Origin of the sequence: Streptomyces fildesensis, from assembly GCF_016107395.1 — a bacterium.
Lineage (GTDB): Bacteria > Actinomycetota > Actinomycetes > Streptomycetales > Streptomycetaceae > Actinacidiphila > Actinacidiphila fildesensis.
This window is the reverse complement of the sequence record NZ_JAAIKO010000006.1, coordinates 216,659-233,717: the sequence shown is the minus strand read 5'-3', so window position 1 is coordinate 233,717 and position 17,059 is coordinate 216,659. Positions and strand designations below refer to the sequence as shown.

Here is a 17,059-nt window from a genome sequence, read left to right as displayed (position 1 = left end):
CCGATGAACGACGAAGAGTTTCTCGCGGAGCGGTTCGAGGCCCACCGCACCCATCTGCGCGCAGTGGCCTACCGCATGCTCGGTTCGCTGAGCGAAGCGGACGACGCCGTGCAGGACGCGTGGCTGCGGGCCAGCCGCGCCGGCACCGACGGTGTGGAGAACCTGGGCGGCTGGCTGACGACCATCGTCGCCCGGGTGTCGCTCGACACGCTGCGGTCGCGCACCACGCGCCGCGAGGACCCGTTGGACGTCCATGTGCCCGACCCGGTCATCAGCAGCGCGGAAGGACTCGACCCCGAGCACGAGGTGCTGCTGGCGGACTCGGTCGGTCTCGCACTGCTCGTCGTCCTGGAGACGCTGCCGCCCGCCGAACGGCTCGCCTTCGTCCTGCACGACATGTTCGCCGTGCCGTTCGACGACATCGCCCCGATCGTGGACCGCTCCCCCGCCGCGACCCGGCAGCTCGCCAGCCGGGCCCGGCGCCGCGTCCAGGGAGCGGCGCCGGCTCCCGACGCGGATCTGAGCCGTCAGCGCGAGGTCGTCGACGCCTTCATGACCGCGGCGCGCGGCGGTGACTTCGACGCGCTGGTGGCGGTGCTCCACCCCGACGTCCTGATGCGGGCCGACATCGGCACCGCCTCCGAGGCCGGCAAGGTCTCCCGGCTCATCCGCGGCGCACGGGAAGTGGCTCAGCAGGCGGTCACCTTCGCGGCCTACGCCCCGTACGCCAGGACCGCGCTCATCAACGGAGCACCAGGGATCGTCACGGTCCCCGACGGGCAGCTGTTCTCGGTCATGGGCTTCAACGTCGCCAACGGCAAGGTCACCGAGATCAACCTCCTCGCCGACCCGGACCGGCTCGCCAAGCTGGAATGGGAACTCCTCGGCGACTGAGCCGGGCTCTCCCGCTCCCGCCGCCCGCCGCCCTCAAGGGGGCGGCGGGCATCAGGCCTGTGCGGCGAAGACGTCGTAGGCGTCCTGGTCGAACAGCACGAACCGGGCCTCGGTCACCGCCGTCTGCGCCGCCCCGACCGTCGCCAGGGCGATCCGTGCCCCGTCCTCCATCGGCCATCCGTACACGCCCGTGGAGATCGCCGGGAAGGCCACCGTCCGCGCTCCCAGCTCGTCGGCCACCCGCAGCGACTCCCGGTAGCAGGACGCCAGCAGGTCCGAACGGTCCTCGTCCGGCGACCAGACCGGGCCGACGGTGTGGATCACCCAACGTGCGGGCAGCCGTCCCGCGGTGGTCGCCACGGCCAGGCCGGTCGCCAGCCCCTTCCCGTAGTGGGACGCCCGCAACGCACGACACTCCGCCAGGATCTCGGGCCCGCCCTTGCGGTGGATCGCCCCGTCCACTCCCCCGCCGCCCAGCAGCGAGGAGTTGGCGGCGTTGACGATCGCGTCGGCGTGCTGTCCGGTGATGTCGCCGAGGGCGAAGGTGATGTCGATCATGAGCCATCCTCCCAGACCCGCGGACGTCCGGGCCGGCGATTTCACCGCCGCCGCCGGGAAGCCGTCCCGTCCGGTCCGCGGAACGGCTCGTGCCGTACCGCCGGGCCGGACGTCGTTCACCTGCCCTTGCAGTCCACCTTGACCTGGCCGACGGCGATGTGACGGTTCGTGTTGCCACTGCCCCAGTCCACGCCCCGGTTGTCCAGGAAGACTTCGAGCCGGGGCGTCGCGATGTTGTACGTACCCCCGTTGACCCAGCGGCCGGGATTCGCGGCCTGGTCGATCTTGAAGTACCCGAGGTGGTCGCTGGAGGACGATCCGCGGACCGCGTAGTGGGCGGGGTTGCCGCCCACCATGGTGATGTCCTTCGACGACGGGACGTACACATAGACCGTGCACGTCCCGCTCTTCACCGAGCCGGTGGAGAACAGCCAGCTCGCGTACTGGCCGCTGTCGGCCTTGGTCGCGGAACCGCTCATCGGCATGGCGTTGAAATCACCGTCGCAGCCGTTGCCGATCCAGCCGGAACTGCCGTACCGCCAGCCCTTGGTGCCGTCCTTGTACGTGCCCTTCACAGTCAGTCCGCCGCTTCCGCAACCGGGACCGATCAGCATGCTGAAGACCGGTACGGAAGCCGCCGGACGCGAGTTGGCGGGGCCCGTCGTGCCGCTGCCGCTCGGCCGGCCCTGCGGGGCGCCGGTGGAGCCGTTCGGCGCCGCGCCGGACGCGCCTCCGGAACTGGCGGAGCCGGAGGAGCCGCCGGAACCGGACGTCTGCGGCGGCCCGTCCGGCAATGCCTGCCGGTTGGTGTTGCCCTGGCCCGAGGGCGCGTCACCCGCCGGTGCGCCGGCCTGCGGCGGACCGCCGGCTGTGGCCTGGGTGGGCGCCCCGCCCGGATTACCGGTCGTCCCGGGCGATGCGGAGGACTGCGTGCCCGGGACCAGGCCCGGCAGCGTGCTGTCGGGGCCGATCGGGCTGCCGTCGGCGAGTTTGGCGGTGTTCTTGGCGGGAGCGTCGTCCGAGCCCGAGACGAGGAACGGCACCGCGACCAGGAGCAGACCCACCACGGCGGCCGCCGCGAGCATGGGCTTGCCCGGACGGCCCGGCACAGAAGCCAGCAACCCACGCGGACCGCTCCCCGTACCGCCCGCGGCCACAGCGGCCGCCTCGGCCTCGCCTTCCGCCTCGCCCTCCGCCGTTGCGGTCGCGGTCGCGGCAGCCGTCGCCTCAGCGGTCGCGCCTTCCGAAGCACTCGCGGCTGCCGCGGCCGGCTCCCGCTCCCCGGTCGCTGCGGACGCGGACGCGGGGACGGTGCCGGTCGCAGGATCCGGCGCGGTGACGGCAGCGGCCACGGTGGCCGGAGCGACCGGCACCGCGGCTGTGGTCGCGGAGGTCGATGGGGTAGCAGAGGTCGATGGGGTCGCGGCAGCGGCGGTCGCGGCAGCGGTCGCGGCGGCCACCGCCGGTATACCGGCACCCGGCATCGCCGCGCCGAGCAGCGCGCCCGCGCCCGGTTCACCGCTGACGACGGGGAGCACGGCGGCGTGCAGCACGGCGGGGCGTGCCTGCTCGGCACCTGACTCCCCGCTCGTCGCCGGACGTCCGCCTCCGTCACCTGACTCGTTCTCAGGCGTCCGGGGTGTAGAGGTACTCATGGTGCTGACCTGCTTTCCAGGGTTACGAGGCGGAGAGGTACGAGCCGAGTCGGCCGGTGCATTGCCGCGGCCAGGCGGTCGCGGAGGACGCGACGTCGGTGCCGCAGCGGGCCGCCTCCTCCAGCCGGGAGAGAGTCGCGGCGGGCAGCGATCGTCCGCCGGCGCCGGACGGGGTCTCATGGAGCAGCAGCCGCCCGGGGAGTTCTCCGGTGGCCGGGTGGACGGCGCAGACGAGCAGCCGGGTGCCCGGCAGGATGACGATCTGTTCGGGAGCGCCGCCGCTGTCCGGCGCACCCAGCAGGGCGCCGGTGCGGCGACCGGTCGTGGTGTGGACCGCGTAGCGCCCCACCGCTGCCGGAAGGTACCGGGCGGCGGAGGCTGCGGGCAGCGCGGTGACGGGTTCCCGCACCAGGAGCGATCCGCCGGTTTCCTGCCCGCCGGCCGGATCGGTGCCGGGGTCCCAGGCTCGCAGCACCGGGCCGCGGTACACCGGCAGCCGTCGCAGTCCGGCGGTCAGACAGGCCCAATAGGCCGCGGTCCCCGCGTCTGCGCGCCGCATGCCCGCCACCAGGGCTTCCGGGCCGAACGGATCGGCGTCGCCGGAACCCAGGAAGAGGTGCGCGGCGCCCAGTTCGACCCTGGCCACGTCCTCGTCACGGGCCCGCAGTGCCGGCATCCGGACCATCGCCCGGGATACCGCGCCCGCATGCCGCTCCCAGCGGTCGCCGACCAGGTCACGAAGGGCTGCCCGGTCGGCAGCGGTGCAGGCCGGTACGGGCCAGGACTCCGCCTGCACCGCTTCGGACTCCGCGGCGGGAGGGGAGAACGAAGGCGCACTCACCGGGAGTGCCGGCGTCGAGGATGGCAACACTGGGAGTGGCGACACCCGGGACGGCGTCGACGCCGGGGACGACGGGACCGGTGCGGCCGACCGGACTACCGGTGCGGCCACGGCAGCCGCAGATGCCGCAGCGGTCGCGGGACCGCCCGTCGCGGCTACCGCGGGCTCGGTCACGGACGCCTGTGCCCCGCCGAAGGAGGGCACGGTGGCGCTGCTGGTCGTCAGGGGTACCGGCGCCGGGGGTGTCGCCGCTGCCTGCCCGTCCGGCTCCCGCGCCGGCGACTCCCCGCCCGTGAGGGGCACGGAGTTCGGCGAAGCCGTCCGGTCCGGTGCGACGAGCGGCTCCGCCGTCGAGGCCAGGACGGATGCAGGCAGCTCGGATCGTCCTTTGCTCCGGGCGTTCTCCAGGCGATGTCCCACGGACAGGGCGGGAACGACGGTGCGGCCCGCCGTCGACACTTCCTCCCGGGTCGCTGCACCGCCGGTGGCGGACGGCGACGCGGCCGGCTGGGCGCTCAGCGATGCCTGGGATGAGGCGACCTGGGCGACGGCCGCAACTCCGCACGTCGCAACGGTGACCGAGCGGGCCGCCACGGCGGCGGCCGGCTCGGCCACCGTTCCCGTGGGAGGCGCGGCAGCGGAGGTCGGCAGTGGTTCGGGCGCTGTCCCGCGTTCCGGCCGTACCGCCCCGGTGACGGCGGCGGCCTCGTTGCGCGCGGTCGGGAAACCGTGCCCCCTCGGCTGGTCCGCCGCGAGGGTGAACCGCCGGCCGGACGCCAGTCGGCGCAGCGCGTGCCGGTCCTGGAAAGTGAAGGCGCCCTCGGCCGTCAGCAGGGCGTGGTCGCGGAAGTCCGGTTCCAACGCGTCCAGCACATCGGTCAGCGCCAGCCAGAACGTCGCGTCCTGGGCGGACTCGGTACCGGCCGCGGACACGACGACCACCGCGGTCTCCGGGTTCACCGGCCGGGCGCCGAGATCCGTGGGAAGCCCGTCCCCGGCGCCGAACCACAGGCCCCAGCGGGTGAGGAGGACGTTCCAGCCGTCGCCCAGATCGAAGGTGCCGTCGCCGATGGGGCGGGCCCCGCGGATGGGCGGGCTCCGCCAGGACATCGGCGAGTCCGGCGGGCGGATGCCGTCCGCACCGACAGGGGCGCAGGACACCGACTCGACGAAGGGGCGCCAGAGCGCGGCCCCGTCGACCCCGCCGACCAGCACCTGCGTCCGCCGGACCGCCGTCTTCCGCGTCGCGCTCTCCGCTGCCTCCGGTGCGGCACTGGTGGTGGACGTGGCGAGGGGCAGTCCCGTCAGCACCTCGATGTCCGCGCCCAGCAGGTCCGCCACCTCGTACGCGGCCGGGAGCAGGTCCCGGTGGTCGGCGGGCGCCAGCCGCAGGGCGGTGCGGGACCGGGCCGGCAGCGCAGCGAGCAGTTCGGCGAGATCCCCGGCGGGTACGGGGCGGCTGCGGGCGCTGCCGACGAGCAGGGTGGGGCGGTCCGCGTCGGCGGGCACCGCGAAGGCCAGGTCGCCCGCCGCCGCGGCGGACGACTCGGCGGGTCGCAGAAGCAGGCCCGCGGGTATCTGTTCGACGACGCAGCCACCGACGTCACGGGTCCCGATCCTGGCGATGTCGGACTGCCAGGCCGGGGCCGGGTGCCGCCGGCCGAGCGGCGCGGGCGGGAGACCGGGGGCGCATTCCCACCAACCGCCGCCGGGAGAGGCGGGGTCGGGGACGAAGAGGGTGCCGCCGGGTGTCACGACCGCCGGCGCGTCGGGCGCCACGACGGTGAGCCGCCAGGCGTCGGCGAGTTGCTGGGCCGGCGAGGCATGGCCGGGCCGCCCGGCCGCCGCTCCGGACATCACGAGCCGGACGCGCTCGCAGCCCTCGTCCGTCAGCCGCCGCAGTGCCGCGCCCAGCGCGGGCCAGAGGGCGTCGGCCGCCGTATCGGGCACGGCGACCAGCACCGTCGGCAGCCCGGGCACCGGCTCGACGCGGCCGGCCAGCGCGATCAGCGCGTCGGTCTGCTCGGCTGCGGCCCCGGGGTCGCACAGCAGCACGGTGCTGCCGAGCCGATGTGTGCCGGGTGCGCACGCTTCCGGTTCGCCGGTGCCCGGGCCGGTGGCTGCCAGGGCGACCGCGGTGGGTCGGCCGATCGCCGGGGCGGGGGCACCGGCGGCAGCGTCCGGTGTTCCGTCGGTTCCTGGTTGCGGCCGCTCCGCCGCACCGAACCAGCGCGGCAGCGCGGGACATCGCGGCGTCATACGACGCTCCGCGGTCCGACGCGCGGGCGGCAGCCGTGGCGGCCAGTTGTCATGCGTGTACTCCGATGTCCGGTGCCTGCGATGGTGTGCGTACGACCGTGCGCGCGGCGGATCACACTTCCGTCAAGGTGATCAGCTCGTACTTCCGTGGCTCCAGCGCGCCGTTCGGCCCTGGGACGTACCTCGTTCGCCACTCCCGCCCGGTGATCCGGAGCCGGGCACCGGGGAGGAAGGTGACCTCCCCCTCCCCGTCGATCGCGGAGAAGGGGTGGATGTCCCGCCCGTTGGCTCCGTTCGGCGTGATCTCCAGGAGCACGCGGTGCGTCATGGGCAGCAAAGGGTTGTCGGTCGCGAAGCCCAGCGCGACGTCATGGTCGGTGCTGCTGCTCGCGATGCTGCTGGTCGTCACGGTGTCGCCGGAATAGGTGAACATCAGCGAACCCAGGACCCCGAGTGACGTCGTGTCGGCGCCGGCCGCCCAGTCACCGCGCCACAAGGGTCCGGCGGTGGCGCCGGGAAGGATACGGAGCGCCTCCACGGCCATGTCGGCGTGCAGCTTGGCCTCCTTGACGATGCGGGGCAGGAGTTCGTCGACCCTCGCGTAGAGCTCCGCTTCGAGCCTGCCTCTCGTCACGAGGTCGGTCGCGGGAGCCGCGTGGAAGTCCCTGATGTTCTCGGCCACGGCCCGGTCGTGGAAGAACATGCTGGGGAGCTCCGGATCCGTCCCCGCCAGTTCCTTGGCCACGAAACCCCGGAGCTTGAGGCGAGCGGCGACCGAGATCGAGTCCAGGAGCGGAACCCTGCTGTCCGCGCCAAGTTGCCTCTCGATCGCCAGGTTGATCAGCGTGTGGTTGCTTCCGGTGTACGCGAGCAGCGCGATGATGTGCGCCTTGTTGAAGGTCACCACGAGGTCCGCCGCATCGAGGTGGTGGGCGGTGAACCAGTCGGCGAGTTCGGTGTTTCCCGAACTTCCGGGGGTCACGCTCTCCTCGAACAGCTCCCGTGTCAGATCCGTCGCCAGCTCCAGCGGATCGTCCGCCTGGGGATCGAGCGGATCACGCTCGAGCGCCAGGAACCCTTCGGGGCTGTGCGCCGCATCGCGGTAGAGGAGTTCGTGCGGCAGCAGGCCGTACCGCCAGGGGATCGGGTCGGGGTTGTCCGGTCCCAGCCGGTCGGCCACGGGTATCTCGCGGAAGGTCCGCATGTCGAAGGCCGGTCCGAGCGCGCTGAGGCTGCGGTACATCGACGCCGCGTCGGTCAGGTCGAACTTCCGGCCGCCCTCCCCCTCGAAACCGGCCATCTGCGCGCCGCGCAGGATCTCGTACAGCGAGTGGTCGTTGTGCAGGCGCATCCAGCCGATGAGGCCGACCAGGAATTCCGCCTGGGTCGCGCCGCTGACATTGAGCCACTGGAACGCGCTGAGCATTCTCGTCGTGGTGCCGGACAGTCCCGCGATCACGGGGATGCCGCGCTGCTCCATGTCCCGGGTCCAGCGGGACTCGGCCAGCGTGTAGTAGGCCTCGCCTCCGATCGACCTCAGCGGCAGTTCCGGCCCCGAGACCGGAAGTCCGTTGATGAACGGCGGGAGGTCACCTTCCCGCGGCCGCATCCGCGCCTCCACCAGGACCGTCACTTCGTGGAGGGTGAAATGGCTCTCGAAGGCTCCGGGCAGCTCCACCGACGCCCGGTACCTCACGTTCACCGCCCCCGGCGTATCGCGCATGATCTGTTCGATGTCGGGCAGTCCGTTGGGCAGTCGGGGGACGGTGGCGAGTTCGGCGGCGGCGAGGTCAACCCCGAGAATGCGGACCAGCTCCTGATGGTCCTGGAGGAAGCGCAGTTCCCGCGCGCTGAGTTCGGCCTTGTGCCGCTCCAGTTGAGCCGGTGTGAGCTTCCCGGAACCGAACTCGTGGTCGTCCACCGGGCGGGCCGTGCGGTATATCTGGCTGAGCACCATCTCGACCAGGCTCGAGGTCGCACCGTCCTTCGACAGGATCAGATTGCCCAGCGCGAAGGGATCGTTGGCGAACATGTAGGCCTGCCCGGGGAGCGCCCGCTCCAGGAAACCGTGGAGGTTCTCCCGCCGCGGTCCGTACAGCTGCGCCCGGTAGGACTTCAACGCGTCGACGTCGAGTCCCATTCTTCCCGCGGCGGCCCAGTCCTCGGTCCTCATCAGTTCGATCAGGGCCTTCTTGAACCCGCGGTCCTCCGCGGGAGTTCCCGCGTTGGAGGCGTAATAGGCGGCGTTGTAGAAGGCGGTGAACTTCTCCCGCGGATTTCCGCCCGTCAGCATTTCCACGACATGGCCGTCGGCGAGACCGGTGCGCTGGATCTGGCCCGCACTGCCACGGTCATTCTTGAGGAACGGCCGCAGGGATACGGCCGCCGACGCGGTACCGAAGAACTCGTCAAGCCCGTTCTTGAGCCGTGCGAGGGCCTTGGTGACCGGCGAGTTGGTGTCCAGAGCGGGGCCGGCACCCCTGCTCAGCCGGTAGGCGTGCTTCGCGACCCGGGTCTCGAACGACTCGGCGGCTGCCTTCCAGCCGGGAAGCTCGACGGCCGGCCGCCGGGGGAAGAGCCGTTGCAGGCCCTCGCCCTCCCCGCCGGGCAGCATGCCGAAGTCACGGCCCGACGTGCCTTCCGCATGGTCGTGGTACAGCGACTCGTCGTACTGTCCCTCACCCCTGAGCAGCATGCCGTCACCGTCACGGACGTGCGCCCACACGCTGTGCCGCGACGAGTCGTCGGGCAGCGGCGGGGTGGTGTCGCCCTGCGTGATGTCGTGAACGGTCCGCTGCTGGGGGTCGATCAGCTGGATCCGCCCGTCGGCGGTGTGCAGCACCGTGACGGCGTGCCCGACCTCACCGTTTCCGGCGACGAGCACCAGAGCACGGGTGCCGGGGCCGCCGTCACGGACGAGCGTGCGGACCTGCTCCATGCCCTGGGGGCCCTCGCCGAAGTGCCAGGCGGGACCCTGGAGCTTGCTCAGGGACCAGACGGCGAGCCGCTCGGGGCTGCTGCCGGGCAGCGTGCCGGCCGCACGGGGGCGGCCGTCGAGGGTGTCCCAGAGGGACAGGTTCGCTTCCAGACAGTTCGCCCGGTCCTCGGTGGGTGCGACGAAGCGCAGCAACTCGGAGGTGACGTGCGGCAGTTGGCCGTCGGCGAGGTTCAGCGAGGCGACGTGGTCGTTCAGGGCACGGTGCTGTTCCGGGGTGGGCGGCACGAGTCCGCGGTCGATGAGTCCCCGGTCGCCCTGGGGGGCGTCGGTGTACGGGCGCTTGGCCGGTGGCGTCTCCTGCGACGGATCGGTGTGCGCGTCCGGGTCCGCGTCGCGGAGTCGCTTCGTGCCCTGTGGGTGTTCCGGGGCTGCCGTGTCCTGGCCGCCGATGATGGCGAGGAACGTCTCGTCGGCGAGGGAACCGGGACGGGTGGAAACCGTCGTGGAACCGGGACCGCCGGTCTCCGTCGGCAGTTCCGAGGAGAGTGTGCTCATGTTCCAGACACTGCCGAGCAGGCCGTCGGAGGAAACGGTGTCCGGAACCGGTTCCGCGACGGCGCCCGGGACGGGGTCCGGGTTCGCCGGCAGGTCGTAGACGCCCATGTAGAGGGAGTCCACATCGCCGTACTCGATGAATCGCGTGCGGTTCGTCAGGAGTCTGGAGGCGTTCGGGCGTCCGGCGCCGTCGGCGACCTTCACCTGACGCATCGCCCCCACGGGCTTGGGGTCCTCGATGATGGTGCTGTGGTCGGTGGCGTCGTTGAAGACGCCGATGCCACCGTCCCGGAGAGCGGAGTTGCGGAGATCGGAGCCGTGCGCCACGAGGATCTGGACATCGGCGGGAGTCCGCTCGTTGACCGCGCGCCGGTTGTTGTGGTCCTGGCAGATCTCCAGAGCGATGGTGCGATTGCCGACGGTGAACGTGGCTCTGTCGGTGACCTGACTGCCCGCGGCGTTGAACCCGTTGTAGAGATCGTTGGCCAGGGCCTGCGCCTGCCGCTTCCGGTCCTCCTTCCAGTCGGCGCGGTCCTCCCGGCCGGGGGTATAGCCGTCGACGTCGAGTCCCTCCCGCATCTTGGTCGTTTCATGGACCAGCCGGCCGTTCAGCACCGCGGACGATCCGGCCTTGATGACGATGCCGTTCCCGGAAGGGTGCGGCTCCGCCCACACCGTCGACCCGGGAATGATCAGAAGATCCGGGTGCTCCCGGCTCAGGGCGACCATGGACGTAATGATCATTTCCTTCTCGCCCAGGGTGAACGGGATCTTCGGGCGCTTGAAGTACCACTCGGGGGCGGTGAACAGCCCCAGAAGGGCGTCCGGGTCGGCCTCCGACCGCTGCCGCACCAGAAAATCACGGTGCGCCTCGCGGACCCGGTCGCTCAGCATCTCGATGCGGATGTCGACCTCGGTGGCCGTGCTGGGCAGTCGTGTCATGACGCGGTCGTGCGCGGCCTCCGACTCACGGAGAAAGGCACCGTTCCGGTCCGTCATGGCGCCGGCCCCGTAGACGGCGATCCGCTCGAACCGCCGGGCAGGACCCGGATCGGGGGCGAGGGACGACCGCAGTTCGAGTGTGAGGTTCCTGCGGACCTCGTCCACCGACCCCCGCAGCCCGGCGACCGCGCCGGAACGGTCGCTGACGACGGCTGCTCCGGTGAAGTCCCGTTTCGTGCTCTCCCAGGCCTCGATGGCCTTCTGTACAGTGCCGAGCCTGCTCAGCCGGTCCTGCGGAGTGATTGTCCGCTCCGATCCGGACGGTGCGTGGTAGGCGTCGAGAGCGGCATCGATGTCCCGCAGTCGCCGCGACCTCAAGGAGCCCGAAACCTCCGAGGACGCCTTCCACTCGGCGGTGGACGGCATCCTGGGCGGCGTGCTGACCGACGGGTTGTCCCGGTCCGTCGCACCGAGCGGCCCCTCCCGTCCTTCGTCGCCGCCCGCGTCCGCCACGTGGTGCGGCGACGGGTCCCGCTCGGGGAAGTCGCCGTGTGTGGGGAGGAATTCCAGCCGGTCGGGCGCGGGCGGGAGGTCGGCGAGACGCCCGGTCTGGCCGTCGAGGAGCACGACACCGTTCTCGTCGTGGACCACGTTGAAGACATGCGCGACGGGATCGCCGGCGGTCCCGACCACCACCATGCCCCGGGCCCCGGGCCCTGCCTGGTGCATCGCCGCCACGACCTCCGCGTACGAGGTGACGGTGACCGGCGGGCGGTCCCGGTAGTTGGCCAGGTCGTGGGCAGGGCTGAGCTCGCTGGGCGGGGCCTGGTGGCCGACGCCCTCGGACAGCGACAGATCGGTGGCGATCGCGGTCAGCAGACAGTTCGTCCGGGCCTGCTCGATCGTGTCCCGGAACGGGTTCACGCCCGGCAGCCACGGATAGTGCCGCTCCACCAGCCCGGCGCGGGTCAGCTGGTCGGACGAGCCCCCGTGCACGACGCGCTGCGTGCCCAGATCCGGTTCCGCTCCCACCGTCGGCACGTGGTGGCCGCCGGACACGGCACCCAGGAGGTGCTGGGCAGCGCCGGGCAGGTCGTGGATGCCCATGTCGAGGTTGCGCACGTCGGCGTACGTGTGGAACTCACGCACCTCCGTCGCCGGCCTGGCATTCCCCGGCGGCCGCGGGAAGTGCACCATGGCCTCGTCGTCGACCCGGTGCACCGAGCGGACGGCGCCGGCCGTGTTCCCGGAGTGGTCCGAAGCATCGTTGTGGACGGCGATACCGCCCGCCCGCAGGGCGGAACGGGTGAGTGCGGCGCCGTGCGAGACAACGATCTGGAGATCGGCCTTCGGGGCTGCGCTCAATTCGTCGAACGCCCGGTTCTTGGCGTGGTCGAGGCAGATCTCGACGGTGATCGTCCGGTTTCCGACGGTGAAGGCCGCCGTGTCGGTGACGCCGGATCCCGCGCGGTTGAAGTCATGGGCGAAGTCCTCACCTCGCTTCTGCGCGACGGCCGCCCGGTCCGGGCCCATGGTCCGGCGGGTATCCCGGTCCGGCGTATAGCCCGTGACGTCCATGCCCTCGGACTTCTTCGTCGTCTCATGGACCAGCCGTCCGTTCAGCACAGCGGACGTACCGGCTTTGAACGTGGTGTCGCCGCGGAAGACCTGCCCGTCGGTGGCAACGCTCCCGGGCGTGCCCGGCTCGGACCACACCGTCGATCCGGGCACGATCAGCAGCCCGGGGAGTTCCGCGCTCAGGTTGAGCATCGACGTGATGATCATTTCCTTCTCCCCGAGGGTGAAGGGGATCTCCGGTCGCTTGAAGAACCACTCGGGCGCGGTGAACAGACCCAGCAGGTCCTCACCCGGCGGATGCGCCTCCTGCTTGCGCACGAAGTCGGCGTGGGCCTCCCGGATCCTGGTCTCCAGCATCCGGACCCGGATGTCGGCCTCGCGGGCCGAGCCGGGAAGCTCCTGCCTCGCCGCCTCGTAGTCCGTCCTCGACTCCCCCAGGAACGTCCCGTCCCGCTCGGTCATGGCACCGGCGGAGTAAACGGCCACCCGGCGGTACTCCACGAACGGCAGGGGGTCGCCGGCCTGCGGACCCCGCAGGTCAAGAGCCAGCCGCACCCGCGCCGCGTCCACCGAGCCGCGCAGGTCCCGGACCGCGCCCACCCGCTTCTCGGTGATCTCCTCGCCGGTGAACGTCCGGTGCTTGTCCTCCCAGCTCTCGACGGCCGTCTGCAGGGCGTCGAGCCGGCTCCGGCGCTCGGACGGTGTGGCCGACGGGGCGGCGTGGAAGGCGGTGACGGCGTGGTCGAGGGCGGTCAGCGCGTCCGGCCGGGACGCCAGCGCCACACTCGACGAGCTCTTCCACTGCTTCTCGGACGGCACCTCCGCCGGCCAGCGGTTCTTGCTGACGATGGCGCCCAGTGGCCCGCTTCCGCCGTCCGGTACGCCCTCATGGTGCGGGGTGGTCGGTTCGCTGAAATCGCCGTGGGTGGGAAAGAACTCCAGCCGGTCGGGGGCATGCGGGAGATCGGCGAGAAGGCCGGTCTGGCCGTCGAGGAAGACGATGCCGTTCTCGTCGTGAACGACGTTGAGGACGTGCGCGACGGGGTCGCCGGCGGTCCCGATGACGACCATGCCGCGCGCGCCGGGGCCGGCCTGGTGCATCGCCGCCACCACGTCCTCGTACGAGTGCACGGCCAGCGGAGGGCGGTCCTGCCGGTAGTTGGCCAGATGGTCGGCCGGACTCAGCTCCGCGGGCGGCGCCTGGTGGCCGACGTTCTCCGCCAGTGACATGTCGGTGGCGATCGCGGTCAGCAGACAGTTGGTCCGCGCCTCCTCGATCGTGTCCCGGTGCGGGTTCACGTCCGGCAGCCACGGATACCGTTCCGTCACCTGCCGGATCTGCTCCTGCACGGAACCCTTGAACACCACCTGCCGGTCGCCGAAATCCGGCGCGGGGTGCGGGGAGTCCGGGTGTGTGGCGCCCACCTGGTCAGGGCTGTGGAGAGCGGTCGGTGCCGTCGGCTCCTCGCTGGTGGTGTGGATCGGGGCGGGGGCGTCCTGGTTCTCCCCGAGCTGGCGCTTGAGCGTCTGGTGGTAGCCCGTCGCCTGCTCACCGTCCACGCGCCGGGGCCGCTCCGCATCGAAGGTCGCCGGGTCCACTTCCAGCAGTTTGTACGAGCCGAATTCGGAGAGCCCGTCGAACGCCTCGTGCTTGAAGGACTCCCCCAGCACCTTTCCGTCCGGGCCGAGTTCTCCGTCCGCCCGGAGGGAGAGCAGTTCGACCCGCCGTGCCCACTCCTCGCGGGCCGACGTGTTCGCGAACCAGTCGCCGGGGTCCTGGAACATGCCCCGGGGCTTGCCGATCCCGGCGTAGGTGCGGTGGATGCTGTCCGTGTTGATGTCCTGGTGCAGGGCGAGGGAGTTGACGACGACGTCGGTCCGGTCCTTGTCGACGAAGTACTCACCCAGCAACCGTTCGGCCGCGAACAGGGAGAGGCCGCCCTGGGTGTAGTCGATAAGCACCACGCTCTTGCCGAGCGGGATCTCGGGGACGAACTCGTCGAAGTGAGCGAACAGCATGTCCCGCTGTTCGAGCGTCAAGGGAGCCGACGGTATGCGCTGGGGCCCCTGCAGGAACGCCTGGTACTGGATCGAGCCGGGGCTCTCCGGCCCCGGGCGGAACGCCGACAGGGGTATCGAGTGGGCCTGGGTCTCCGTGGTCGCGTGCACCTGAAGTGCCGCGATCACCGCGCCCGGACTGCGTCCGAGCCCGATGTAGACGTGCTCTTCCGGTGGATACGTCTCGGTGATCCTCCTGGCGAGCCCTGACACCGCCTCCAGGACCCGCTCCTGCGCCTCGGCGTGCTTCGCCGAGGACTGGGCGGCGAGTTCCGTCCTGAACTGCCGCGCCTGATCAGGTGTGTAGACGACGGGAGCGTCCCGCGCGGTGTCGTAGAGGAAGTGGTCCAGGGCGTCCCGGATACCACCCGGCGGCAGCGCGATGCCGTGTTCCGCGAACCAGTCGGTGACCTTGTCGGGTGTGAGGCCCTCCGCGCCGTTCGGCCCCAGCAGTTTCACCGTCGCCGAGTCCTCGTAGCTCTGCCACGTGTATTCGCCCGCCCTCGGGCCCTCGGTGGGCACGTAGTAGCGGCCGGCGATCCGCAGGAGCGGCGGGGCCTGCACCGGGGGCTGAACGGGGGGCTGCACGACGGCGACGTCCGGCGTCGCCGTGACGACGGGGGTCTGGGAGTGATCCTGCGGCGTGGTCACATCCGGCACGTGTGCGGTCTGGGTGCCCGGCAGGGCTCCCAGCATCCTGGTCGGCGGTGGCTGTACGGCGGCGGGGGGCTCGGTCGGTGGCGTGGTGGGCGGCCTTGTGGGGTCGTTCGCCGACGTCGTGGCCACGGAGACGGGCGCCTCGGTTTCCGGCGGCGCGGTGTGGTGATCGTCTCCGACGGCGAGGTACTGCAGCTCCCCCGACTCGGTGTCCGGCTGAACCCGGGGGGAATCCGGCGTCCCGTCCGGATTCCCGTCCGGGGTTCCATCCGGCGTCACGTCCGGGTTCAGGTCCGGCGAGGAGTCCGTCGTGGTGATCGGCGTCGGCGAGCTCTCGCCGCCCTCGGACGTACCGCTGCCGGTGCCGGTGCCGGTGCTGCCGGGAGTCTCCGCGGCGACGGGGGTGCCGCCGGGCTTCTCCTGCTGTCCGGATACGGTCCGGCCCGCGTTCCCCGGGGTTGCGGTCGTCGGGGTCGTAGGAGTAGTCGAGCTGGCCGGTCCGGAGGCCGTGGGAACGGCGATCGGTGCCGCCATGACGGGAACAGGAGGGCTGCTCTCCCCGTCGCCCTTGTCCATCGTGGAGTCATCCGCGCCGGAATGAGCGTCCGGCGCACCCCAGTACTCCTCCCAGTCGCTGTCCGTCACTTCACTGAGGGGAAGCACGGGGAGCGTCTCGTCGGTCCCCGTTCCGGTGGTGGAATCGCCGGTCGTGGTCGGGGCCTGTGTCGTGGTCGTGTCGCCGCCGGTCGTCGCGGCGGCCGCTGTCCCGCCGTTCCCGGAGCCCGCCGTGAGCCCTGTGGGAGGGGTACCGATGCCCGCTGCCTGCGGTGATCCGCCGAACACCTTCTCGTGGAGCCCGACGCCGATATGACTGCCGGCGGTCTCCGCCAGATGCCCGAGCCGGCCCCCGACCACACCGGAGCCGAAGGTCAGCGCGGACGATTCGAAGGTGTGGTTCTCGCCGAAGATGAGGTTGTAGGTGCCCTCGGCCAGTACCTGGGTCACGCCCTCGGTCAGGCCCTGGCCGAGGTGATTGCCGAACGAGCGGGCCAGATCGCGGGCGAGCGTGTCGGGCACGCCCTTGCTCAGCGCCTTCATCAGGTCCTTGCCGATGACGCCTTCCAGCCCGGCCAGCGAGGTACGCAGAGCGGCGGGCAGCGTCGACTTCCCGAAGTTGCCCAGCAGTTCTCTCGCCCACTTCTCACCTGCTGCGCGTGCGATCTCCCGCTCGCCCGCGGTGCCCAGCCGGTCGGCGAAGGCCTTCCCGACGTTCCTGGTGAGCGCGTTGGCCGCCGCTTCGCTGAGCGGGCCGTTTCCGCGGGTCAGCGCGGGGCCGAGGATGTCCCCCAACTCCTTGCCGAACGCCTTGTTCCCGAGGGTGTTGCCGACCGTGTTGCTGATCTCCCTGGAGATGTTCTTGCCGAAGAGGTTGCCGAGACCCTTCCCGAGCAGCCCGCCCACCGCGCCCATCGGCAGCGTGATCAGACCCTGGATGGCACCGAACTTCACCGCTTCGATCAGCGACTTGGTGTCGAAGTGGTCCCGGGTGCCCTGCAGCAACTGGATCCACTGGACCATGCTGTCCATCGCCGCACCCATGCCGATGCTGATGACTTCGTGCAGCAGGATCTGGCCGAGGATCCTGGCCAGCATGTTCTTCATGAAGAACTCGACGACGGCGCGGCTCGCCAGATACTCGAGGATCGAGGCGCCGCCGGTGAAGAAGGCGAGCGCGAGCGCGATGGCCAGCTCCAGCATCAGTTCGATGCACTGAGCGATGATCATGTACTTGGCGTACTGGATCTGGGTCGCCGTGTCCGAGGTGAACTCGGCGATCATGGCGGCCTGTCCCGACATCGACTTGATGTAGTCGATGCCGGTGCTGTTCAGGAAGGGCGCCATCGCCTCCCGGTACTGCTGCGCGGCCGGGCCGCTGAACGAGCCGGCGGTGTAGGACACGCAGTCGTTGAGCATCTGTGGCAGATCGTTGAGCCGCTTCTCCAGATCCCGGTGCACGCCGGCGAGCGCGAACATCTTGTCCTCGTTGCCGTCGGGCATCTTCATGCCGCTCAGCACTTCCATGAAGGACTTGAACTCCGACGGGATCTGGATCGCCACTGGGTG

General features: G+C 71.3%; 5 protein-coding genes. 1 reads left to right on the top strand and 4 read right to left on the bottom strand.

Annotated features, from left to right (window positions below; genetic code table 11):
- Positions 1–3: 3 nt before the first annotated feature.
- Positions 4–894 carry an RNA polymerase sigma factor SigJ gene (sigJ, locus tag C6N31_RS12715; RefSeq protein WP_198357539.1) on the top strand — a complete coding sequence of 297 codons (891 nt, stop codon included), beginning with the start codon at positions 4–6 and terminating at the stop codon, positions 892–894.
- A 51-nt stretch (positions 895–945) separates the two neighbouring features.
- Here sigJ and C6N31_RS12710 read toward each other — a convergent pair whose 3' ends face one another.
- The 4 genes from C6N31_RS12710 to C6N31_RS12695 all read right to left on the bottom strand — a co-directional run bounded on the left by C6N31_RS12710 (position 946) and on the right by C6N31_RS12695 (position 17,053).
- Complete coding sequence (locus C6N31_RS12710; RefSeq protein ID WP_138358537.1) at positions 946–1,452, bottom strand: O-acetyl-ADP-ribose deacetylase; 507 nt, start codon at positions 1,450–1,452, stop codon at positions 946–948.
- Between the two features lie 116 nt (positions 1,453–1,568).
- Positions 1,569–3,107: a hypothetical protein gene (locus tag C6N31_RS12705; RefSeq protein ID WP_198357538.1), complete on the bottom strand. Its 1,539-nt coding sequence runs from the start codon at positions 3,105–3,107 to the stop codon at positions 1,569–1,571.
- Between the two features lie 22 nt (positions 3,108–3,129).
- Positions 3,130–6,207, bottom strand: coding sequence for a hypothetical protein (locus tag C6N31_RS12700; protein ID WP_198357537.1), 3,078 nt, complete (start codon positions 6,205–6,207; stop codon positions 3,130–3,132).
- Between the two features lie 112 nt (positions 6,208–6,319).
- Entirely contained in the window at positions 6,320–17,053 is a 10,734-nt protein-coding gene (locus C6N31_RS12695) for a toxin glutamine deamidase domain-containing protein (RefSeq protein ID WP_198357536.1), read from the bottom strand.
- Positions 17,054–17,059: the final 6 nt, after the last annotated feature.